Genomic DNA, 21,819 nt, shown 5'->3' with positions numbered 1-21,819 from the left:
ATTAAAAACACAGCACTCTGCAAACACGAAAGTGGACGTATAGGGTGTGATGCCTGCCCGGTGCTGGAAGGTTAATTGATGGTGTAATCGAAAGAGAAGCTCCTGATCGAAGCCCCAGTAAACGGCGGCCGTAACTATAACGGTCCTAAGGTAGCGAAATTCCTTGTCGGGTAAGTTCCGACCTGCACGAATGGCATAATGATGGCCAGGCTGTCTCCACCCGAGACTCAGTGAAATTGAAATCGCCGTGAAGATGCGGTGTACCCGCGGCTAGACGGAAAGACCCCGTGAACCTTTACTATAGCTTGACACTGAACATTGAATTTTGATGTGTAGGATAGGTGGGAGACTATGAAGATGATACGCCAGTATTGTTGGAGTCGTCCTTGAAATACCACCCTTTAACGTTTGATGTTCTAACGAAGATTACGAAACGTGGTCTCGGACAGTGTCTGGTGGGTAGTTTGACTGGGGCGGTCTCCTCCCAAAGAGTAACGGAGGAGCACGAAGGTTTGCTAATCACGGTCGGACATCGTGAGGTTAGTGCAATGGTATAAGCAAGCTTAACTGCGAGACAGACAAGTCGAGCAGGTACGAAAGTAGGTCATAGTGATCCGGTGGTTCTGAATGGAAGGGCCATCGCTCAACGGATAAAAGGTACTCCGGGGATAACAGGCTGATACCGCCCAAGAGTTCATATCGACGGCGGTGTTTGGCACCTCGATGTCGGCTCATCACATCCTGGGGCTGAAGTAGGTCCCAAGGGTATGGCTGTTCGCCATTTAAAGTGGTACGCGAGCTGGGTTTAGAACGTCGTGAGACAGTTCGGTCCCTATCTGCCGTGGGCGTTGGAGAATTGGTTGGGGCTGCTCCTAGTACGAGAGGACCGGAGTGGACGCACCACTGGTGTTCCGGTTGTGTCGCCAGACGCATTGCCGGGTAGCTAAGTGCGGAAGAGATAAGTGCTGAAAGCATCTAAGCACGAAACTTGCCAAGAGATGAGTTCTCCCACACATCAAGTGTGTAAGGGTTGTTTAAGACTAAGACGTAGATAGGCAGGGTGTGTAAGTGATGTGAGTCATTGAGCTAACCTGTACTAATTGCCCGAGAGGCTTAACTATACAACGCTCAAGTGTTTTTGGAAAAGAGCGTAAGAGAAGACTAGACAAACAAATCAAATAAGAAGACTCAATAGAACGAAAATCGAGCTTAGCTTGTAGCCAATAAGAACGAGTGAAAGGTCGAGTAAGAGCTGACTGAGTAGCGAGAGATAGAAGAGAAAAGACAAGTTATCAAAGAATTATCCTGGCGGCGATAGTGCGGTGGAACCACCTGACACCATACCGAACTCAGAAGTGAAACGCTGTAATGCCGATGGTAGTGTGGGGCATCCCCATGTGAGAGTAGGGCACCGCCAGGTTACCAAATACTTATCTAAGTTAAATTAAATAAAAACAGAAGAACCCCGTGTCGAAAGATATGGGGTTTTTGTTTTTTGGAATTTGCTCATTATTTAATCAAATAAGAGTCTAATTTTAGTTTTAATAAAACTGCTATCTTCATATACGATTTTTTATAAGTTTGTTAAACTAATAAAAATTTATATTTTTCTAATTTAATGAATTATCAAGATCGCATTTCTAATATTTTCTCTGTTAATGGCGAATTAAGTCAGAGTATCAAAGGTTTTAGACCTCGAACTGAGCAGACTGAAATGGCGCATGCTGTTGGCGAGTCAATCCAAAATAAATCTTCCCTTATCATTGAAGCTGGAACGGGTACAGGAAAGACCTTCGCATATCTAGCTCCAGCTTTAGTATTTGCTAAAAAAACAATTATTTCAACGGGTTCTAAAAATCTTCAAGATCAGCTTTTTAATAGAGATCTTCCTGCTATTAAAAAAGCCCTTAATTTCACGGGAAAAATTGCGTTGCTAAAAGGTCGGGCAAACTATCTTTGTTTAGAGCGTTTAGATCAAGTTATTGCTCAAGGTGTGCTTGGAGATAAGTCTGTTTTAGCCGAATTAAGTAAAGTACGTACATGGAACAATAGTACTAAAACAGGCGATTTCACAGAATGTATTGAGCTTGCAGAAGATAGCCCAATTATTCCTCAACTGACGAGTACAGCGGAAAGCTGTTTAGGTACAGATTGCCCTAATTATTCAGAATGTTATGTAGCAAGTGCGCGTAAAAAAGCATTAAATGCTGATTTGGTTGTAGTTAATCATCATTTATTTTTTGCTGATATGGCTGTAAAAGAAAGTGGTTTTGGCGAACTTATTCCGAATGCAGAAGTGATTATTTTTGACGAAGCTCATCAGTTACCAGATATTGCTAGTCAATATTTTGGTCAATCTTTAACATCACGCCAGCTTTTTGATTTGTGTAAGGATATTAATATTGTCTATCGCACAGAACTTAAAGATATGCAGCAGCTTGGCACAACATCTGATACCTTACTGAAGGTTGTACAAGATTTTCGTTTATTACTGGGTAATGGGAGTAATGTTCGAGGAAATTGGCGTGAGCTTTACACGCAAAGTGCGGTGAAAAAATCCTTTGAATTATTACAGGAGAAAATAGATTTTTTAGCTGAGGTAATTAAATTAGTGCTTGGTCGCTCCCAAACTTTGGATAGTATTTTTGAGCGTGTTGAATCCATTAAGATTAAGCTCAAGCGTTTATCTGAAACAAATATTGTGGGTTATTGTTATTGGTATGAAGGAAATAGTCGCCAGTTTGGTTTACATATTACACCATTGACGGTGGCCGATAAATTTGGTGCTCAGCTCGAAGCTAAAGAAGCTGCTTGGATATTCACATCAGCGACATTAGAAGTGGGGGGAACTTTTAATCATTTCTGCCAACGTTTAGGCATTGAAGATGCTACACAAAAAATTTTACCGAGTCCCTTTAATTATTCTGAACAATCTATGCTTTGTGTGCCTCGATATTTGCCGAATACGAATCAGGAGAATACATTAAGTTCACTAGGCGAAATGTTATTGCCTGTGATTGAAGCAAATAAGGGGCGTTGTTTTGTTCTGTGTACCTCTTATTCAATGATGCGCGGTTTAGCAGAATACTTCCGTGAAAAAAGTAACCTTTCTATTTTATTACAAGGTGAAACCTCAAAAGGAAAATTACTCGAGCAATTTATAAAAGAAACCCACAGCGTTTTGGTGGCAACCTCTAGCTTTTGGGAAGGTGTAGATGTGCGCGGAGATGCACTTTCTTTAGTCATTATTGATAAACTTCCTTTTACTGCGCCAGATGAGCCTTTGTTAAAAGCCCGTATTGAGGATTGTCGCTTGCAAGGTGGCGATCCATTCAATGACATTCAAATTCCTGAAGCGGTGATTACGTTGAAACAAGGCGTAGGACGTTTAATTCGTGATATTACAGATTGTGGCGTTGTGATTATTTGTGATAATCGATTGGTGATGCGCAATTATGGTGAAACATTTTTGAAAAGTTTACCTAACTCAAGTCGTACCCGTGATCTCAACAAAGTGATACAATTCTTACAAAATAAATAAACGAGAATAATAATGCAAAATTTAACTTTATTGGCGCTAGATACTTCAACTGAAGCTTGTTCTGTCGCTTTATTGTATCGTGGTGAGAAAACTCATATTAATGAACTTGCTCAACGCACTCACACCAAACGAATTTTACCCATGATTGATGAAATTTTGGCAAATTCTGGTTTACGTTTAAACGAAGTTGATGCCCTTGCCTTTGGGCGTGGTCCGGGGAGTTTTACTGGCGTTCGTGTTGGTGCTGGGATTGCACAAGGTTTGGCGTTTGGTGCGGATTTGCCTGTCATTCCTATTTCAAATTTAACCGCAATGGCACAGGCGGCATTTGAATTACATCAAGCAGAAAATGTCGTTGCAGCGATTGATGCGAGAATGAACGAAGTTTATTTTTCTCAATTAGTGAGAGAAAAAGTGCGGTCTGATTTTGGAGAGTTTTTTCAATGGCGAGAAATCATAACTGAACAAGTTTGTTCCCCTGAACAAGCAATTAAACAGCTTCGAGATGATAATGCATTTAGAGTCGGGACTGGTTGGGTTGCGTATTCTCAATTTACTGAAAAAAATCTAACAAGCTCAGATATTGTGTTACCTAATGCCTTATATATGCTGGAGCTCGCACGAGTAGAATACTTGCAAAAACGCACAATTTCAGCTTTAGAGATTGAACCGATTTATTTGCGAAACGAGGTTACTTGGAAAAAATTACCAGGACGCGAATAAGTTTAAATAACTGGAGGATAGAAAATGAAAGGCAAAATCACCTTATTTTTTACCGCACTTTGCTTGGGATTGACTGGCTGTATGGCACCGCCGAAAGGGTTAGAAGAAGAGCGATTCTCTATTAATTCCTATCGCGAGATTTCCCCTCAAGATTTAACCTGTCATTGTAAAACTGTTCGGCTTGGCGGGAAAATTGTTCAGGCGACTGTTTTACCAAATCAAACAAAAATTGAAGTATTAAGTTTACCGGTGTCATCAATTTCAGGTAAACCATTTGTTGAATTTCAATCAGATGGCCGCTTTATCGTCTATTTTAATGGCTTTGTGGACCCTGAAAATTTAAAAGAACGTTATATTACTGTGGGCGGGCAATTAGTTGGAACAGAAAAAGGCAAGATCGAACAAGCTGATTATACTTATCCTGTTATTCAACCTGACAAATACCGTATTTGGACACTCAGTACTACTTATGAGTATCCAACAGATGATTGGGATGAAGATGATGATTGGGGATTTTTTAGATGGAGACATCACCCTTGGTATGTCCAGCCTGAAATTCGCTATTATTTGAATTAAATGATAGAATCTTAAAGATTTTCCAACAAATTAGGATAAAAAATGGAAAAAATTTGGTTTCAAAATTATCCAGAAGGTTCTGAAAAATTTCTGGATACCTCAAAATATGAATCTATTTTGGATATGTTCGACAAAGCTGTGCGCGAACATCCAGATCGTCCCGCTTACATTAATATGGGTCAAGTACTTACTTTTCGTAAATTAGAAGAGCGCAGTCGTGCATTTGCCGCGTATTTGCAAAATGAATTTAAACTTCAGCGTGGTGATCGCGTGGCATTAATGATGCCCAATTTATTGCAATATCCCATCGCACTTTTTGGTATTTTGCGTGCTGGCTTAATTGCAGTAAATGTCAATCCTCTTTACACACCGAGAGAATTAGAACATCAGTTGCAAGATAGTGGTGCGGTAGCGATTGTCGTGGTATCAAATTTTGCTTCTACCTTGGAAAAAGTCGTTTTCAATACCAATGTTAAACACGTTATTCTTACCCGAATGGGCGATCAACTTTCATTTGGTAAACGTACTTTAGTCAATTTTGTCGTGAAATATGTGAAAAAACTCGTGCCGAAATATAAATTACCGCACGCAGTGACGTTCCGCGAAGTATTGAGTATTGGTAAATATCGCCAATATGTTCGCCCTGAAATGGAACGCGAAGATTTAGCCTTTTTACAATATACCGGCGGCACAACAGGTGTAGCGAAAGGTGCGATGCTGACGCACGGAAATATTATAACCAATGTCTTCCAAGCAAAATGGATTGCAGAGCCATTTATCGGTGATCATTCTCGCACTCGCTCAGCTATTTTAGCTTTGCCTCTTTATCACGTATTTGCCTTAACGGTAAACTGCTTATTATTTTTAGAGTTAGGTGTAACTGCGATCTTAATCACCAATCCGAGGGATATTGAAGGATTTGTGAAAGAGTTGAAAAAATACCGTTTTGAAGCAATCACTGGTGTGAATACCTTATTTAATGCGTTGTTAAATAATGAAAATTTCAAAGAAGTTGATTTTTCAGCTTTAAAACTTTCTGTTGGTGGTGGTATGGCTATTCAACAGTCTGTAGCAACACGTTGGCACGAATTGACGGGCTGTAACATCATTGAAGGTTATGGAATGACGGAATGTTCGCCATTAATCGCCGCTTGTCCGATTAATGTTGTGAAACATAATGGTACTATTGGTGTACCAGTGCCAAATACAGATATAAAAATCATTAAAGATGATGGCTCTGATGCAAAAATTGGCGAAGCTGGCGAATTATGGGTAAAAGGCGATCAAGTAATGCGAGGTTATTGGCAACGACCTGAAGCAACGAGTGAAGTGTTAAAAGACGGTTGGATGGCAACAGGCGATATTGTCATTATGGATGAATCATATAGCTTACGCATTGTGGATCGTAAAAAAGATATGATTTTGGTTTCTGGCTTTAATGTCTATCCAAATGAAATTGAAGATGTCGTTATGCTGAATTACAAAGTGTCTGAGGCTGTGGCAATTGGCGTTCCTCACGCAGTTTCTGGCGAAACGATAAAAATCTTTGTCGTGAAAAAAGACGATAGTTTAACTCGTGATGAACTTCGAAATCATTGTCGCCAATATCTCACTGGCTATAAAGTACCAAAAGAAATTGAGTTTCGAGACGAACTGCCAAAAACCAATGTAGGTAAGATTTTACGTCGGGTTTTACGCGATGAAGAGATCGCAAAACGTTCAAAACATTAATGTCAAAATGGGATAGCAATATCCCATTTTTGTTCTTTTTAAATAAAAAATTACTATGATAAAAGAATGTCAAAATCCACCGCACTTTAGAGTCATTTCGGATAATACTGCGCTATTGGAAATTTGCAATTTGGCTCAGCAGCAAAGTGCAGTTGCCCTAGATACAGAATTTATGCGTGTTTCCACTTATTTTCCTAAGCTGGGATTAATCCAACTTTATGATGGTGAGCGCGTTTCTTTAATTGATCCTTTAGCGATTACGGATTTTTCGCCTTTTGTTGCATTGTTATCCAATCCTAAAGTATTAAAAGTCTTACATTCTTGTAGTGAGGATTTATTGGTTTTCTTACAAGAATTTGATCAGCTTCCACGCCCAATGATTGATACGCAAATTATGGCTCGCTTTCTTGGGCTTGGCACATCAGCAGGATTGGCAAAATTAGCACAACAATACTTAAATGTAGAAATCGATAAAGGTGCAACACGAACGAATTGGATCAAACGCCCCCTTTCTGATATTCAACTTCAATATGCAGCAGGTGATGTTTGGTATTTATTACCGCTTTATCATATTCTTGAAAAAGAGTTAGCTAAAACACCTTGGGAACAAACTGTAAGAGATGATTGCGAACTTGCTCTTTCTAAGACACATAAATTACAAGAACGAGATTCAGAAAAAGCTTATTTAGATATTCCAAATGCTTGGAAATTAAATCCATTAGAATTGTCTCGTTTAAGAATTTTGGCGCAGTGGCGACAAAACGTCGCAATAGAGCGTGATTTAGCACTTTCTTATATTGTGAAATCAGATAATCTTTGGAAAGTGGCAAAGAATAATCCACGTAATACATCTGAAATGTTAGAAATGGGATTAACTGAAAATGAAGTGCGTGTGCGTGGTAAAAAGATTTTGCAATTACTTGCTCAAGCTAGACGTGTTTCTTCTAATGACTATCCAAAACCTATTGAACGTATTTCTGAAGATCCTCGTTATAAAAAAACAATTCGATTGTTACAAGAAAAAGTGAATAGCTTAACACCAGAAGGTTTAACCCCTGAAATCGTTGCAAGTAAACGCACTTTGGAAGAATTGATTAAATGGGTTTGGAAATATAATTGTTCTCAAGACAAGCTACCAGAGTTGCTGATTGGATGGCGCAAATCTATTGGTGAAAAGTTAGTTGATGTCATCAAGTAAACATAACAAATAACCGCACTTAAAAAGTGCGGTTATTTTTTTGTATGTTTTTATACGTTGAATCGGAAGTGCATTACATCGCCATCTTGTACGATGTAATCTTTGCCTTCTAAACGCCATTTACCCGCTTCTTTTGCACCATTTTCACCGTTGAATTGGATAAAGTCTTCGTAAGCGATAACTTCTGCTCGGATAAAGCCTTTTTCAAAGTCGGTGTGGATTACAGCTGCTGCTTTTGGTGCGGTTGCGCCGACTGAAACTGTCCAAGCTCGTACTTCTTTTACGCCTGCGGTAAAGTAAGTTTGAAGGTTTAAAAGTGCGTAGCCCGCACGAATTACGCGATTCAATCCCGGTTCTTCAATACCTAAATCTTGTAAAAACTCGACTTTTTCTTCATCATCAAGTTCCGCAATTTCAGATTCAATTGCCGCACATACAGGAACAACAACTGCTCCTTCTTTTGCTGCAATTTCACGAACGCGATCTAAATATGGGTTATTTTCAAAACCATCTTCATTCACGTTTGCGATATACATTGTTGGTTTTAAAGTTAAGAAGTTGTAACTCTTAATTGCTTGTAATTCTTCTTTATCTAACCCAACAGAGCGAATCATTCCCGCATTTTCAAGTACAGGAAGAATTTTTTCCATAACGGAAAGTTCAAATTTAGCCTCTTTGTCGTCACCTTTGGCACGTTTTTGTAAACGTTGGATCGCTCGTTCACAGCTGTCTAAGTCTGCTAAGGCTAATTCGGTATTGATGGTGTCAATGTCATCTTGTGGGTCAATTTTCCCCGCAACGTGCACGATATCGTCATTTTCAAAGCACCGAACGACGTGACCGATCGCATCCGTTTCACGAATATTAGCGAGGAATTTGTTACCTAAGCCTTCACCTTTACTTGCTCCCGCAACTAAGCCTGCGATGTCCACGAATTCCATCGTGGTAGGTAATACGCGTTCAGGTTTAACGATTTCTGCCAATGCATCTAAACGCGGATCTGGCATTGGTACGACACCCGTATTTGGTTCTATAGTACAGAATGGATAGTTTGCGGCTTCAATACCAGCTTTAGTTAGCGCGTTAAAAAGAGTAGATTTGCCTACATTTGGCAATCCCACAATACCACATTTGAATCCCATAATTTTTCCTTATTTTGAGTAAAACGGTTGTAAAGCTAACCGCACTTTTAAATTTTGAAACTGTTTAAACGGTTGGTCGCTTTGACCATTCCATCTTTGAAAATCATTTCTACACAATCAGTTGCCTCATCTAGCACTTTTTCAAGTGCATCGCGATCTGTTGGTGAGGGTTTATTTAAGACGTAACCCGCAACTAAATCACGATGGCCAGGATGCCCAATGCCAATACGTAAACGATAGAAATTATTGTTATTGCCTAGTTGAGCCACAATATCTTTTAAGCCGTTATGTCCGCCATGCCCGCCGCCTTGTTTGAGTTTCGCTGTGCCTGGCGGTAAATCTAATTCATCATGAATCACTAAAATTTCTTCAGGTTTAATACGATAAAAACTTGCCAATGCCCCAACCGCTTTACCGCTTAAATTCATAAAAGTTGTCGGTACTAAAAGGCGCACTTCTTTTCCATTCACTAAACTGCGGGCAGTTTTTCCGAAGAATTTACTTTCTGGATTTAGCGAAACGTTAAAACGACGTGCTAAGCGTTCAATAAGCCATTGGCCTGCATTGTGGCGTGTATCGGTATATTTATCGCCAGGATTACCTAAACCAACAATGAGTTTTATTTCTGACATTTTTATTTGATGATGTAAAAAATAGTGGCGTATTGTAGCGAAAAAGCCTTAAATTCTCAATCTATAACGCTAAAACAAGCGGCTATAATTGAGTGACGTTATTGCTCGTGATTTATCATTAAAAGTCACCGCACTTTTCCGTTATAATGGTTAAAATTTTTTAACAAAGAAGTAAAAATGAATCAGATTAACATTGAAATCGCTTATGCTTTGCCAGAACGTTATTATTTGAAATCTTTTCAAGTTGATGAAGGCATTTCCGTGCAAACTGCGATTACGCAATCAGGGATTTTAAGCCAATTTCCAGAGATTGATTTGAGCACAAATAAAATTGGGATTTTCAGTCGTCCAATAAAATTGACTGATGTATTAAAAGAGGGCGATCGTATTGAAATTTATCGTCTATTACTTGCTGATCCGAAAGAAATTCGCCGTAAACGTGCAGCAGAGCAAGCTGCAGCCAAAGACAAAGAAAAAGGAGCTTAAAAATGACCGCACTTTCATCTGTTGATTTTTGTTTACCTGAACATATCACGCCAGAAATTTTTCTACGTGATTATTGGCAGAAAAAGCCACTAGTGATTCGTAACGGTTTACCTGAAATCATTGGACAGTTTGAGCCACAAGATATTATTGAACTCGCTCAAAATGAAGATGTCACCGCTCGTTTAGTGAAGACATTTTCTGATGATGATTGGAAAGTTTTTTTTAGTCCTTTGAGCGAAAAGGATTTCCAAAAATTGCCAGAAAAATGGTCGGTGTTGGTTCAAAATTTGGAGCAATGGTCGCCTGAATTAGGACAACTTTGGAATAAATTTGGCTTTATTCCTCAATGGCAACGAGACGATATTATGGTGTCTTACGCGCCGAAAGGTGGTTCTGTTGGTAAGCATTATGATGAGTATGATGTATTCTTGGTGCAAGGATATGGTCATCGTCGTTGGCAGTTAGGAAAATGGTGTGATCCAAGTACCGAATTTAAACCCAATCAGCCAATCCGAATTTTTGACGATATGGGCGAATTAGTGATTGATGACGTGATGAATCCAGGCGACATCCTATATATTCCAGCGCGTATGGCACATTATGGCGTAGCTGAAGATGATTGTTTAACCTTTTCTTTTGGCTTGCGTTATCCAAATTTAAGCAATTTGATTGATGGGATAAGCAAAGGTTTTTGTCATCAAGATCCTGATTTGAATTTAAGTGAGTTTGATTTGCCGCTACGTTTAAGCCAGTCTGAACAATGTACAGGTAAACTTGCGGATGAAAATATTCAAGCGATGAAACAGCTTTTATTGGATAAATTGGCTCATTCAGAAGCTTTTGATGCGTTGTTTAAGCAAGCCGTAGCAAGTGCGGTGAGTTCTCGTCGTTACGAGTTATTAGTCTCTGATGAAATGTGTGATCCTGATGAAGTGCGGTCAATTTTAGAAGAAGATGGCGCATTCCTTTCTCAAGACAACAATTGTAAATTGCTTTACACCGAAAATCCGTTGCGAATTTATGCGAACGGCGAATGGTTAGATGAACTTAATGTCATTGAGAGCGAAGTATTAAAACGCTTGTCTGACGGCGAAAGTTTGGATTGGGCATTTCTATCTAATTTAGTGAATGAAACTGAAGATCCTGAAACCTCAATGGATTTGCTGTTGGATTCCATTTGTAACTGGGTTGATGATGGTTGGGCGTTAATTGAATAATATGTCAGACAATATTTATTCCGTCTCTCAACTGAATTCTGCCGCACGTCAGATGCTTGAGGGTAATTTTTCCCAAATTTGGCTAACGGGTGAAATTTCCAATTTTACCCAACCTGTGTCTGGGCATTGGTATTTAACGCTGAAAGATGAAAATGCGCAGGTGCGTTGCGCGATGTTTCGCATGAAAAATTTGCGTGTAGCTTTTCGTCCACAAAATGGAATGCAAGTGCTTGTGCGTGCCAATGTGAGTTTATATGAGCCTCGCGGTGATTATCAGCTTATTATTGATTCGATGCACCCAGCTGGCGAGGGATTATTGCAACAGCAATTTGAAGCGTTAAAAATGAAGTTGGCTGCGGAAGGATTGTTTGCTCAAAATCTTAAGAAAAATCTACCGCACTTTAGTAAAGCAGTGGGGATTATTACGTCTTCTACAGGTGCGGCATTACAGGATATTTTGCATATTTTGGCACGTCGTGATCCAAGTTTAAAAGTCGTCATTTATCCCACTGCGGTTCAAGGCAAAGAGGCGACAGCAGAAATTGTGCAGATGATTGAACTTGCCAATCTGCGACAAGAAGTGGATGTATTAATTGTGGGGCGTGGTGGAGGTTCATTAGAAGATCTTTGGTGCTTTAATGAAGAAGAAGTGGTGCGAGCGATTTTTCGTTCAACCTTACCTATTATCAGTGCGGTAGGTCATGAAACAGATGTGACGATTGCCGATTTTGTTGCAGATCTTCGTGCGCCGACCCCTTCTGCTGCGGCTGAGCTAGTTAGTCGTAATCAAGATGAATTATTGCAACAACTGCGCCATCAACAGCAACGTTTAGATATGGCATTTGATCGCTTATTTACGCGAAAAAGCCAGCGTTTGAAACAGCTAATTTTACGATTGCAAAATCAACATCCACAAAATCAGTTACGCGCTCAACAGGCGAAAAATGAACAGCTTACGCATCGCTTGCAACTTGCTATGTGGCGTCAGTTTGAAAATACACAACAAAAATTCACCGCACTTTCTTCTCGCTTGAAACAAAATCCATTGCCATATCGAGTGCAACGTCACCAACAACGCTTAGAGCAGTTACAAGTGCGGTTAAATTTCAGCATAAATCGCCAAGTGACGGAACGTCAACATAAACTGGCAACGTTATGCGGAAAATTGGATGGCTTAAGTCCCTTGAAGGTATTGGCAAGAGGTTATTCGATTGCAGAGAACCCGCAAGGTAAAGCCATTGTTAGCGTGAAAGATGTCAATCAAGGGGACTTCATTACAACTCAAGTGGCTGATGGAAAAATTGTGAGTAAGGTTTTGTAGGATGCTTATTTTGTAAAATGGAGTAAAATATTATCTTACATACTTCTGAAAAAGAATACCGTGATTATTGATAAATTATCACGGTATTTTATTTTGTGACTCACTTCAAACTTTCAACAAAAAGTGGAAACCTTCTATTTTTTTTGTAGTCTTTTAAGCGTATGATTTTGCGCGCAGTTTTGGAGAAAACAGATGTCAGAAATTCAACATTTTAGCCAACAAGATATAGAAATATTGGGTGAACAAACTTTATATCAAGGTTTTTTCACACTCAAACGAATTCAATTTAAACATAAGCTTTTTGCAGGTGGTGAAAGCGGTGTGGTAACGCGTGAATTACTTATTAAAGGTGCTGCCTCTGCCGTTATCGCTTATGATCCAAAAGAAGATTCGGTGATTTTAGTTGAACAAGTTCGTATTGGCGCAGCTTATCATTCTGAATCTAATCGTTCGCCTTGGTTACTCGAATTAATTGCAGGTATGGTGGAACAAGGTGAAAAGCCAGAAGAGGTTGCTTTGCGTGAGAGTGAAGAAGAAGCGGGAATTCAAGTAAAAAATTTAACGCATTGCTTAAGTGTGTGGGATAGCCCAGGTGGAACGGTGGAGCGAATTCATTTATTTGTTGGTGAGGTTGATAGTTCACAAGCAAAAGGTATTCACGGTTTGGCTGAAGAAAATGAAGACATTCGAGTACACGTAGTAAAACGTGAACAGGCGTATCAATGGATGTGCGAGGGGAAAATTGATAATGGCATTGCAGTGATTGGATTGCAGTGGCTTCAATTAAATTATGCTCAGTTACAACAGCGTTGGAAGTGTAGTTAGGGGGCATTAATGAAAAATACGTTTGTTTATCAGACGGAAAAGCCTGTTATTAAATTATTACAAATTACGGATCCCCATTTATTTAAAGATGAAAGCGCTGAATTATTGGGGGTAAATACACAAGCAAGTTTTGCTCAAGTATTAAAGGAAATTCAGCAAGAAAATAACCAATTTGATGTGATTCTTGCTACAGGCGATCTGGTGCAGGATAGTAGTGATGAAGGTTACATTCGCTTTGTAGAAATGATGAAACCTTTTAATAAACCCGTATTTTGGATTCCGGGAAATCACGATTTTCAGCCTAAAATGGCAGAATTTTTAAATCAACCACCAATGAACTCGGCAAAACATCTTCTATTGGGCGAGAATTGGCAAGCCTTATTGTTGGATAGCCAAGTTTACGGTGTACCACATGGGCAACTAAGCCAGCATCAACTCGATTTATTAAAAGAAACCTTAGAAAAAAATCCTGAACGCTATACGTTGGTTGTATTACACCATCATTTATTACCTACTAATTCTGCATGGCTTGATCAACATAACCTTCGTAATTCTCATGAATTGGCAGAAGTGCTTGCGCCTTTTTCCAATGTGAAGGCTATTTTGTATGGGCATATTCATCAAGAAGTAAACAGTGAATGGAATGGTTATCAAGTGATGGCAACGCCAGCAACTTGTATTCAATTTAAACCTGATTGCCAATATTTTTCTCTTGATACGTTACAGCCTGGTTGGCGTGAAATTGAGCTACATTCAGATGGTTCAATTAGTACGGAAGTAAAGCGCATTCAGCAAGAGGAATTTTTGCCGAATATGCAAGAAGAAGGGTATTAATCAAACTAAAGCGTGGTGAAAATTCACCACACTTTTTTCCAGTTAGAAATGGTACACATCAGTAAATGTGTACCATTTTTTTATGATTTTATTATGCAATCAGAACTTGTTCTGCATCATCTTCAGCATGTTCAATATGCCCGATTAACCATGCATTCTCACCCGCTTGTTTTAAGATCGCTAATGCAGTTTCGACTTGCTCCTGAGGAAGCGCAATTACCATGCCCACACCACAATTGAAGGTTCGGTACATTTCATATGTGTCAATATTGCCTTTTTCTTGTAACCAATTAAACACGGAAGGCCATTTCCAGCTTTTTTCATCAATTACTGCTTTGGTGTTTTTAGGCAATACGCGCGGAATGTTTTCCCAGAACCCGCCGCCTGTTAAATGCGCAATCGCATGTACATCGGCTTGCTTAATAAGTGCTAACACGGATTTGACATAGATTTTTGTTGGCGCAAGTACATGTTCGCTTAATGGTTTATTATCAAGCAGTTCTGTTGCAGGATTAACGCCCGAGACATCAATCACTTTACGAACTAAAGAATAACCGTTTGAATGTGGGCCACTGGAACCTAAGGCAATTAATGCATCGCCATTCTTTACACGGCTACCATCAATAATTTCAGATTTCTCTACAACGCCTACACAGAATCCGGCTAAATCATAATCGCCTGCATGGTACATGCCTGGCATTTCTGCTGTTTCGCCCCCCACTAATGCACAACCCGATTGCACACAACCATCAGCAATTCCTTTTACAACGTCAGCAGCCACATCAACATCTAGTTTTCCTGTTGCATAATAATCTAAGAAAAACAGTGGTTCAGCACCTTGAACGACTAAATCATTGACACACATGGCGACTAAATCAATGCCAATGGTGTCATGTTTTTTTAAATCAATGGCTAAGCGTAATTTCGTGCCAACTCCATCGGTACCTGATACTAAAATAGGTTCTTTGTATTTGCTGGGTATCGCACATAAGGCGCCAAATCCACCTAATCCCCCGATAACTTCTGCACGAGTGGTTCGTTTTACTTCAGGTTTAATTCGTTCAACCAAGGCATTGCCTGCATTAATGTCAACTCCGGCATCTTTATAGCTTAATGATTGTTTGCTCACAGTGTTTTCCTATATCGATAAGTATTGAAAAATAAATTGCGATTTATTTTAACAGTTTAAGCAAACGTTTGCGATTTAAATTTTGAGATAAAAAAAGACCGCACTTTAGAAAAAGTGCGGTCTAGTTTGACATTGTTTTTAACGATTTGCGAGTTCAAAAATCATCGCTTCTGCTTGGCAACTAAAAGTGAAAGAGGCATTTAATTGAACACCGTTTTCAACCGCCATGATTTCGCTTTTAATTTCGCAAGGATCACTTTCTGTATCGCGCGCTTTCTTCATTAATCGCTCAAGCGCTGCATTGGCATCAGCTTCTGTGCTATAAACTTGATGCACTTCTACGCTACAGTCAGAGCCGTCAATAATAGTGCCTACATCAACACAGCTGCAAGTTAAGGATTCTTCTGCTTTGCATTTTACGGTCATTTTCTTTTCCTTATATGAATATTTTTGCGCATTTTATCATTTTTCTTTTTCTCCATAAATGACAAAAATTGAACAAAATAGCCCATTAAATGCAAAAAGTTCCCGCTAACTGGTCGGAACTCTAATAAAAACAAGGAAATAAATTTGCACTCAATAGTATCGGGTTTTAGAATCACCTAGATTTTTATTTATAACAAAGGTTTCCAAATGAAAAAATTTAATCAATCTGTATTAGCAACGGCAATGTTATTGGCTGCAGGTGGCGCAAATGCGGCTGCGTTCCAATTGGCAGAAGTATCGACTTCAGGTTTAGGTCGTGCCTATGCTGGTGAAGCTGCGATTGCGGATAATGCCTCTGTCGTGGCAACTAACCCGGCTTTGATGAGTTTATTTAAAACTGCACAGTTTTCCACAGGTGGCGTTTATGTTGATTCTAGAATTAATATGAATGGTGATGTAGCTACTTCTGTGAAAAATCTTTCAGTAGCAAATAAGAAAGGTTCAGCTTCAGAGCGTAGAGTTGTTCCTGGTGCTTTTGTGCCAAATCTTTATTTCGTTGCTCCAGTGAATGATAAATTAGCTGTGGGCGCAGGAATGAATGTAAATTTCGGTCTAAAAAGTGAATATGGCGATAGTTATGATGCTGGTGTATTTGGTGGAAAAACTGACTTGACTGCTATCAACTTAAATTTAAGTGGTGCTTATCGAGTAACAGAAGGCTTGAGCGTAGGTTTAGGGGTAAATGCGGTTTATGCTAAAGCCCAAGTTGAACGGAATGCTGGTATTATTGCGGATAGTGTTACGACTGCAAGAAACGGAGGTGTATTCTCAGTACTGCCAGATAAACAAAAAGCAATTGGTAACTATTTGACCTCTAAAGACAAATCTGTTGTGTCATTACAAGATAAAGCAGCTTGGGGATTTGGCTGGAATGCAGGTGTAATGTATCAATTTAATGAAAGTAACCGAATTGGTTTAGCCTATCATTCTAAAGTGGACATTGATTTTACTGACCGCACTGCCACTAGTTTAGAAGCAGGGGTTATTGGGGCGGGGAAAAAAGGTAATTTAACCCTTAAATTGCCAGATTACTTAGAACTTTCTGGTTTTCATCAATTAACTGACAAATTTGCAGTGCATTATAGTTATAAATATACTCATTGGAGTCGTTTAACAAAATTACATGCTAGCTATGAAAATGGTGAGAAAGCTTTTGATAAAGAATTACAATATAGTAATAACTCTCGTATTGCATTAGGAGCAAGTTATAACCTTGATGAAAAATTGACCTTACGTGCGGGTATTGCTTACGATCAAGCTGCATCTCGTCATCACCGTAGTGCTGCAATTCCAGATACCAATCGCACTTGGTATAGTTTAGGGGCAACCTATAAATTCACACCGAATTTATCTGTTGATCTTGGCTATGCTTACTTAAAAGGTAAGAAAGTTCACTTTAAAGAAGTAGAAACAGTAGGTAAAGCTCCATTAATATTGAATGAAACTGCAAATTATACTTCTCAAGCACACGCAAACCTTTACGGGTTAAACTTAAATTATAGTTTCTAATCCGTTAAAAAATTTAGCATAATAAAGCACACTTCCACACCAAGTGTGCTTTTCTTTTTATAAAAATAAGGCGAAAAATGACCGCACTTTATTACACTTATTACCCCTCGCCAGTCGGACAGCTTTTGATTTTATCTGACGGCGAAAGCATTACACATATTGATTTTGAAAAAGAGCAATATGCGCCTAATCCAAAATGGCACAAGCAAGATGAATTGCCTATTTTTCAAAAAGTGCGGTTGGCTTTTGAACGATATTTTAATGGAGAAGTTGAGCGTTTTTCAGACATTCCCTTAAAACCAGAAGGCACAGCGTTTCAACAAGCCATTTGGCAAGCCTTACGAGAAATTGATTATGGCGAACTTTCAACTTATGGAGAACTGGCGTTACGGATTAATAATCCTAAAGCTGTTCGTGCCGTGGGCGGCGCGGTAGGGAGTAATCCGATTAGTATTATTATTCCTTGCCATCGTATTTTAGGCAAAGATCGTACTTTAACTGGTTTTGGTGGTGGCTTAGAGGCAAAACGTTTTTTATTACAGTTAGAGAAAATTCCCTATATTGATAAAGGCACTGAAAACACTAAGCCTCGCTTTTTTAAGAAATATCACGAATGATTCCACAAACCCTTGAACAATTACTTTCCCAAGCGCAATCAATTGCAGGCTTAACTTTTGGGGAGTTAGCTGATGAACTGCATATTCCTGTCCCGCCTGATTTAAAACGTGATAAAGGCTGGGTAGGCATGTTATTAGAGTGTGCTTTAGGTGCAACAGCAGGGAGTAAAGCTGAACAGGATTTTTCTCATTTAGGTGTTGAACTTAAAACATTGCCGATTAATGCTGAGGGTTATCCTCTTGAAACCACCTTTGTGAGCCTTGCACCATTGGTACAAAATTCAGGGGTTAAATGGGAAAATTCTCACGTTCGTCATAAACTTTCTTGTGTACTTTGGATGCCGATTGAAGGCAGCCGCCATATTCCATTACGTGAACGCCATATCGGCGCGCCAATTTTATGGAAGCCAACTGCTGAGCAAGAACGTCAATTAAAACAAGATTGGGAAGAATTGATGGATTTAATTGTACTTGGCAAATTGGATCAGATTACCGCTCGAATTGGTGAAGTTATGCAACTTCGTCCTAAGGGGGCAAATAGCCGTGCTGTGACAAAAGGGATAGGAAAAAATGGCGAAATTATAGATACCTTGCCTTTAGGTTTTTATCTAAGAAAAGAATTCACCGCTCAAATTCTGAACGCATTTTTAGAAACAAAGTCGCTTTAACTTGATTTTAAAACACGAAAAAAACCGACCGCACTTTTTAGCTCGTTGCCATAAAAAATTAAGGGGATTCGATTTCGTTCCCAAGGTGGTACGCTTAATTCTTGCCAGATTTTTTTTATATCTTCTCTTGGGCGTTTCGGATGATGTTTCACTTTGCCTGAATAGCCAAAACGAATAGAAATAGGCAAGTTCGTTTTTTCCAGCGTAACAGAGTAATCCTGCCAGTAGAAAATCAGATTATGTTCATTTTCTTGAACAGTGAGATTGCCTAAATTATCAGGTAAATTTAGCGTATTTTGTTCTAATTTTAGGCAGTATTTGGTTAGATCAGAAAACGGCTTAGTTAAATATAAACTATCTTGATAACGTCGAATGATTTTATTTACAAGCTGAAATTGAGGATTTGCCTCTTCTTTTGCAAAAATGACATCATTAATAAGCTGTGTAAGCTGGCGTTTACTTGGCATTTCAAGTTGGTTTTCGGCAAGCCACATACGCAAAAGTGCGGTTTGTTTTGCGAGAGAATATTGGCGGAACTGGCACAGTTTAAATTGGTTTTTTATTTGACAATGTTCTGCAAAGGTTTCACTCAATAAATCATTGATTAATTGTTGCTGTTCAAAACAATGTTGTGCTGAACGTTGCACGGCTAAATCAAAATGAGCCCAGCGCTCACGTAATTTTGGTAAAATTTCATTGCGCAAGAAATTACGATCGTATCGGTTATCCTCATTACTTTCATCTGTAATCCAGTTGAGATTTTCTTTTTGCGCATAATCTTCTAACTGTGGGCGAGTAAAGCCTAACAAAGGACGTAAAATTGGCATGCCGAATAATACACTTTGTTGTTGCATGGCGCCTAAGCCTTGTAGCCCACTGCCACGTTTTAGGGCTAAGAAAAAGGTTTCAGTTTGATCGTTTAGATGATGCGCTGTAACCAGCATTTCTTGTGTTTGAAGATGTTTTTTTATAGCTTGATAGCGTGCTTCACGTGCGCCAGCCTCAATGCCATTGGTTTTATCTACTTGTACTCGCTCGATAATCAACGGAATTTGTAATTGATCGCAGAAGTCTTGGCAATGTTTAGCCCAACTGTCTGCATTGGGGATTAATCCGTGATGAATGTGGATTGCTCGTACTGATAAAGGCGGTAAGTGCGGTTGTTTTTGACGAAGTTTTGCAAATAAAGAAAGAAGTACAGTGGAATCCAAACCACCACTCAAGGCGATAAGAAATGCTTGAGCGGTGGTTTGTTTGAGTTGTTTCTCAATGTCTGAAAATAAGTCCATTAGGCAACTTTTTGTGCTTTATAATTGCTGCTTGGGTTGAGAATTTCAAAACGTGCAGCAATGGTTTGTAATTCGTAAGAACCCAGTTCAAAGGTGGTTTTCATTACGCCCGCTACTTCATTATTCATCGCTTCAAAAGCTTCAACATCAGATTTGCCATTGAGTAAATTTGCTAAGAATGTACCCGCAATTAAATCGCCCACGCCCACTGGTTCAAAATTGAATTGATAAAGTGGACGGCTTAAATGCCAAACACCCTCTGGGGTAGCCATAATAATTTCAAATGTATCAGGATCGTTAATTTTACCCGCACTGCCTAAATGTTTAACGAGGACTTTCTTCACACCTTTTGCAATCAGCGCATTCACTGCTTTTAACACATCATCAAAGGTATTAATTGGAAATTCAGTGAGCTGACGCAATTCATGCAAGTTTGGTGTCATAATATCCGCCACTGGAATCGCTTTTTCAATAAGAGCCTCGCGAACACCATTGGCAACAACGCAGATTTTTTTCGGATGTGGCATTACAGGGTCGCATAAATAAAGCGCATTTGGATTACGCAGTTTGATTTGTTCTAAGGCAAAAAGAATTTGATCGACTTGTTCCGCAGAACCTAAATAACCAGATAACAAGGCATCACATTCTTGTAGTTTTTCAATGTTATCGAGTCCGGTCACAATTTCTCGGATTTGTTCTTGTGGAATGACCATGCCTGTCCATTTTCCGTATTGGGTGTGATTAGAAAATTGAACGGTATTTAATGCCCATACATCGACGCCTAATAACTGCATTGGAAAAGTCGCGGATTTGTTACCCGCAAAACCATAGACTACGTGGGATTGGATTGAAAGTACGTTTTTCATTGTGTTTTCTCCTTTGTTGTATATTTAGATCAAAAAAGAGCGGAAAAAATCACCGCTCTTTTAGAATGTCACTTAGCAATAACCGTAAGACATTAAACGTTCATAGCGTCTATTTAATAATTCTTCTTTGCTTAGTCCATCGAGCTCTGCTAAATCTTCTTTTAAACGAAGTTTTAAGTTTTCAGCTATTTTTGCATAATTGCGATGTGCGCCACCCAAAGGTTCTTGCACAATGCTATCGATGAGATTTAATTCTTTTAAACGGCTTGCGGTTAATCCCATTACTTCTGCTGCTGTTGATGCTTTTTCTGCACTTTTCCAAAGAATAGAAGCACAGCCTTCTGGAGAAATAACAGAATAGGTCGAATACTGTAACATATTCACTTTATCGCCCACGCCAATAGCTAATGCACCGCCAGAACCGCCTTCACCGATAACGGTACAAATAACGGGAACGGTAAGTTGCGCCATTTCGCGTAAGTTGCGAGCAATAGCTTCCGCTTGACCGCGTTCTTCTGCGCCGATACCTGGATAAGCCCCCGGCGTGTCAATAAATGTGATAATTGGCAATTTAAAACGTTCAGCCATTTCCATTAAACGTAACGCTTTACGATAGCCTTCAGGTGCTGGCATGCCAAAATTACGTTGTACTTTTTCTTTTACAGAACGACCTTTTTGATGACCAATCACTATCACTGGACGACCATCTAAACGCGCTAAGCCACCAACAATCGCTTTATCATCAGCAAAAGCGCGATCGCCTGCAAGTTCTTCAAATTCAGTAAAAATATGTTCGATATAATCTAATGTATAAGGGCGGTTTGGATGACGCGCCATACGTGAAACTTGCCAAGCATCGAGGTTAGCAAAGGTTTTTTTAGTGAGTTCGTTACTTTTCTTTTGTAAGCGTTTGATTTCATCAGTTAAATCAACTTTATCATCCGATGCTGCGCGTAATGCTTCAATTTTTGCTTCTAATTCAGCAATCGGCAATTCAAAATCTAAATATTCTTGGCTCATTTTCTTATC

Annotated in this window: 20 protein-coding genes and 2 rRNA genes (1 of these 22 cut by a window edge); 15 read left to right on the top strand and 7 right to left on the bottom strand. The window is 39.3% G+C overall.

From position 1 onward, the window contains the following. From DV428_RS08755 to rnd, 7 genes are all read left to right on the top strand, one after another. A 23S ribosomal RNA gene (locus DV428_RS08755) occupies positions 1 to 1,121 on the top strand (it extends 1,889 nt beyond the left edge of the window). Between the two features lie 183 nt (positions 1,122 to 1,304). After that, positions 1,305 to 1,420, top strand: a 5S ribosomal RNA gene (rrf, locus tag DV428_RS08750). A gap of 198 nt (positions 1,421 to 1,618) precedes the next feature. After that, positions 1,619 to 3,541: a DNA repair helicase YoaA gene (gene yoaA / locus DV428_RS08745; protein ID WP_114909440.1), complete on the top strand. Its 1,923-nt coding sequence runs from the start codon at positions 1,619 to 1,621 to the stop codon at positions 3,539 to 3,541. A gap of 12 nt (positions 3,542 to 3,553) precedes the next feature. Then, the gene (tsaB, locus tag DV428_RS08740; RefSeq protein ID WP_114909439.1) at positions 3,554 to 4,264 is read left to right on the top strand and encodes a tRNA (adenosine(37)-N6)-threonylcarbamoyltransferase complex dimerization subunit type 1 TsaB; all 711 of its coding nucleotides are present in this window, start codon (positions 3,554 to 3,556) and stop codon (positions 4,262 to 4,264) included. A 24-nt stretch (positions 4,265 to 4,288) separates the two neighbouring features. After that, entirely contained in the window at positions 4,289 to 4,840 is a 552-nt protein-coding gene (locus DV428_RS08735) for a Slp family lipoprotein (protein ID WP_114909438.1), read from the top strand. A gap of 42 nt (positions 4,841 to 4,882) precedes the next feature. Continuing rightward, a complete protein-coding gene (fadD, locus tag DV428_RS08730) occupies positions 4,883 to 6,571 on the top strand; it encodes a long-chain-fatty-acid--CoA ligase FadD (RefSeq protein ID WP_114909437.1) in 1,689 nt (562 codons plus the stop codon). 55 nt (positions 6,572 to 6,626) lie between these two features. Then, positions 6,627 to 7,769 carry a ribonuclease D gene (rnd, locus tag DV428_RS08725; protein WP_114909436.1) on the top strand — a complete coding sequence of 381 codons (1,143 nt, stop codon included), beginning with the start codon at positions 6,627 to 6,629 and terminating at the stop codon, positions 7,767 to 7,769. A gap of 50 nt (positions 7,770 to 7,819) precedes the next feature. Here rnd and ychF read toward each other — a convergent pair whose 3' ends face one another. Both ychF and pth read right to left on the bottom strand, forming a co-directional pair. Continuing rightward, complete coding sequence (ychF, locus tag DV428_RS08720) at positions 7,820 to 8,911, bottom strand: redox-regulated ATPase YchF (protein WP_009766680.1); 1,092 nt, start codon at positions 8,909 to 8,911, stop codon at positions 7,820 to 7,822. Between the two features lie 47 nt (positions 8,912 to 8,958). Then, positions 8,959 to 9,543 carry an aminoacyl-tRNA hydrolase gene (pth, locus tag DV428_RS08715; protein ID WP_114909435.1) on the bottom strand — a complete coding sequence of 195 codons (585 nt, stop codon included), beginning with the start codon at positions 9,541 to 9,543 and terminating at the stop codon, positions 8,959 to 8,961. 177 nt (positions 9,544 to 9,720) lie between these two features. On the opposite strand from pth, the gene DV428_RS08710 reads away from it, so the two are divergent. From DV428_RS08710 to cpdA, 5 genes are all read left to right on the top strand, one after another. Then, complete coding sequence (locus DV428_RS08710; protein ID WP_114909434.1) at positions 9,721 to 10,029, top strand: RnfH family protein; 309 nt, start codon at positions 9,721 to 9,723, stop codon at positions 10,027 to 10,029. Positions 10,030 to 10,031: 2 nt separating this feature from the next. After that, on the top strand, positions 10,032 to 11,246 hold the full coding sequence (locus DV428_RS08705) for a ribosomal protein uL16 3-hydroxylase (protein WP_114909433.1): 1,215 nt from the start codon (positions 10,032 to 10,034) through the stop codon (positions 11,244 to 11,246). 1 nt (position 11,247) lies between these two features. Continuing rightward, positions 11,248 to 12,567, top strand: a complete 1,320-nt coding sequence (xseA, locus tag DV428_RS08700) for an exodeoxyribonuclease VII large subunit (protein WP_114909432.1) — start codon at positions 11,248 to 11,250, stop codon at positions 12,565 to 12,567. 192 nt (positions 12,568 to 12,759) lie between these two features. Further along, positions 12,760 to 13,392: an ADP-ribose diphosphatase gene (nudF, locus tag DV428_RS08695; RefSeq protein WP_114909431.1), complete on the top strand. Its 633-nt coding sequence runs from the start codon at positions 12,760 to 12,762 to the stop codon at positions 13,390 to 13,392. Between the two features lie 9 nt (positions 13,393 to 13,401). Beyond that, positions 13,402 to 14,226, top strand: a complete 825-nt coding sequence (gene cpdA / locus DV428_RS08690) for a 3',5'-cyclic-AMP phosphodiesterase (protein WP_114909430.1) — start codon at positions 13,402 to 13,404, stop codon at positions 14,224 to 14,226. Positions 14,227 to 14,317: 91 nt separating this feature from the next. On the opposite strand, the gene purM is transcribed toward cpdA, so the two are convergent. Beyond that, the gene (purM, locus tag DV428_RS08685) at positions 14,318 to 15,355 is read right to left on the bottom strand and encodes a phosphoribosylformylglycinamidine cyclo-ligase (protein WP_114909429.1); all 1,038 of its coding nucleotides are present in this window, start codon (positions 15,353 to 15,355) and stop codon (positions 14,318 to 14,320) included. 138 nt (positions 15,356 to 15,493) lie between these two features. Then, a complete protein-coding gene (locus DV428_RS08680) occupies positions 15,494 to 15,781 on the bottom strand; it encodes a YfcZ/YiiS family protein (RefSeq protein WP_114909428.1) in 288 nt (95 codons plus the stop codon). A gap of 207 nt (positions 15,782 to 15,988) precedes the next feature. Between DV428_RS08680 and DV428_RS08675 the strand changes: the two genes are divergently transcribed. The 3 genes from DV428_RS08675 (at position 15,989) to mutH (ending at position 18,635) form a co-directional block, all read left to right on the top strand. Continuing rightward, positions 15,989 to 17,350: an outer membrane protein transport protein gene (locus DV428_RS08675; RefSeq protein ID WP_114909427.1), complete on the top strand. Its 1,362-nt coding sequence runs from the start codon at positions 15,989 to 15,991 to the stop codon at positions 17,348 to 17,350. 77 nt (positions 17,351 to 17,427) lie between these two features. After that, positions 17,428 to 17,967 (top strand): methylated-DNA--[protein]-cysteine S-methyltransferase, encoded by a 540-nt coding sequence (locus tag DV428_RS08670; RefSeq protein WP_114909426.1) that lies wholly within the window; start codon positions 17,428 to 17,430, stop codon positions 17,965 to 17,967. Continuing rightward, complete coding sequence (mutH, locus tag DV428_RS08665; protein ID WP_114909425.1) at positions 17,964 to 18,635, top strand: DNA mismatch repair endonuclease MutH; 672 nt, start codon at positions 17,964 to 17,966, stop codon at positions 18,633 to 18,635. The genes DV428_RS08670 and mutH overlap by 4 nt, the downstream gene beginning before the upstream one ends. On the opposite strand, the gene tilS is transcribed toward mutH, so the two are convergent. The 3 genes from tilS to accA form a co-directional block, all read right to left on the bottom strand. After that, on the bottom strand, positions 18,632 to 19,924 hold the full coding sequence (gene tilS / locus DV428_RS08660; RefSeq protein WP_114909424.1) for a tRNA lysidine(34) synthetase TilS: 1,293 nt from the start codon (positions 19,922 to 19,924) through the stop codon (positions 18,632 to 18,634). The genes mutH and tilS overlap by 4 nt on opposite strands. Continuing rightward, positions 19,924 to 20,790, bottom strand: a complete 867-nt coding sequence (gene pdxY / locus DV428_RS08655) for a pyridoxal kinase (RefSeq protein WP_042593327.1) — start codon at positions 20,788 to 20,790, stop codon at positions 19,924 to 19,926. The genes tilS and pdxY overlap by 1 nt, the downstream gene beginning before the upstream one ends. A gap of 72 nt (positions 20,791 to 20,862) precedes the next feature. Continuing rightward, positions 20,863 to 21,810: an acetyl-CoA carboxylase carboxyl transferase subunit alpha gene (gene accA, locus DV428_RS08650; RefSeq protein ID WP_114909423.1), complete on the bottom strand. Its 948-nt coding sequence runs from the start codon at positions 21,808 to 21,810 to the stop codon at positions 20,863 to 20,865. Between the last annotated feature and the right edge of the window lie 9 nt (positions 21,811 to 21,819).

It is taken from the genome of Haemophilus haemolyticus (assembly GCF_003352385.1).
GTDB lineage: Bacteria > Pseudomonadota > Gammaproteobacteria > Enterobacterales > Pasteurellaceae > Haemophilus > Haemophilus haemolyticus_I.
The sequence above is the reverse complement of the archived record's forward strand: the minus strand, read 5'-3'. Positions and strand labels throughout refer to the sequence as shown.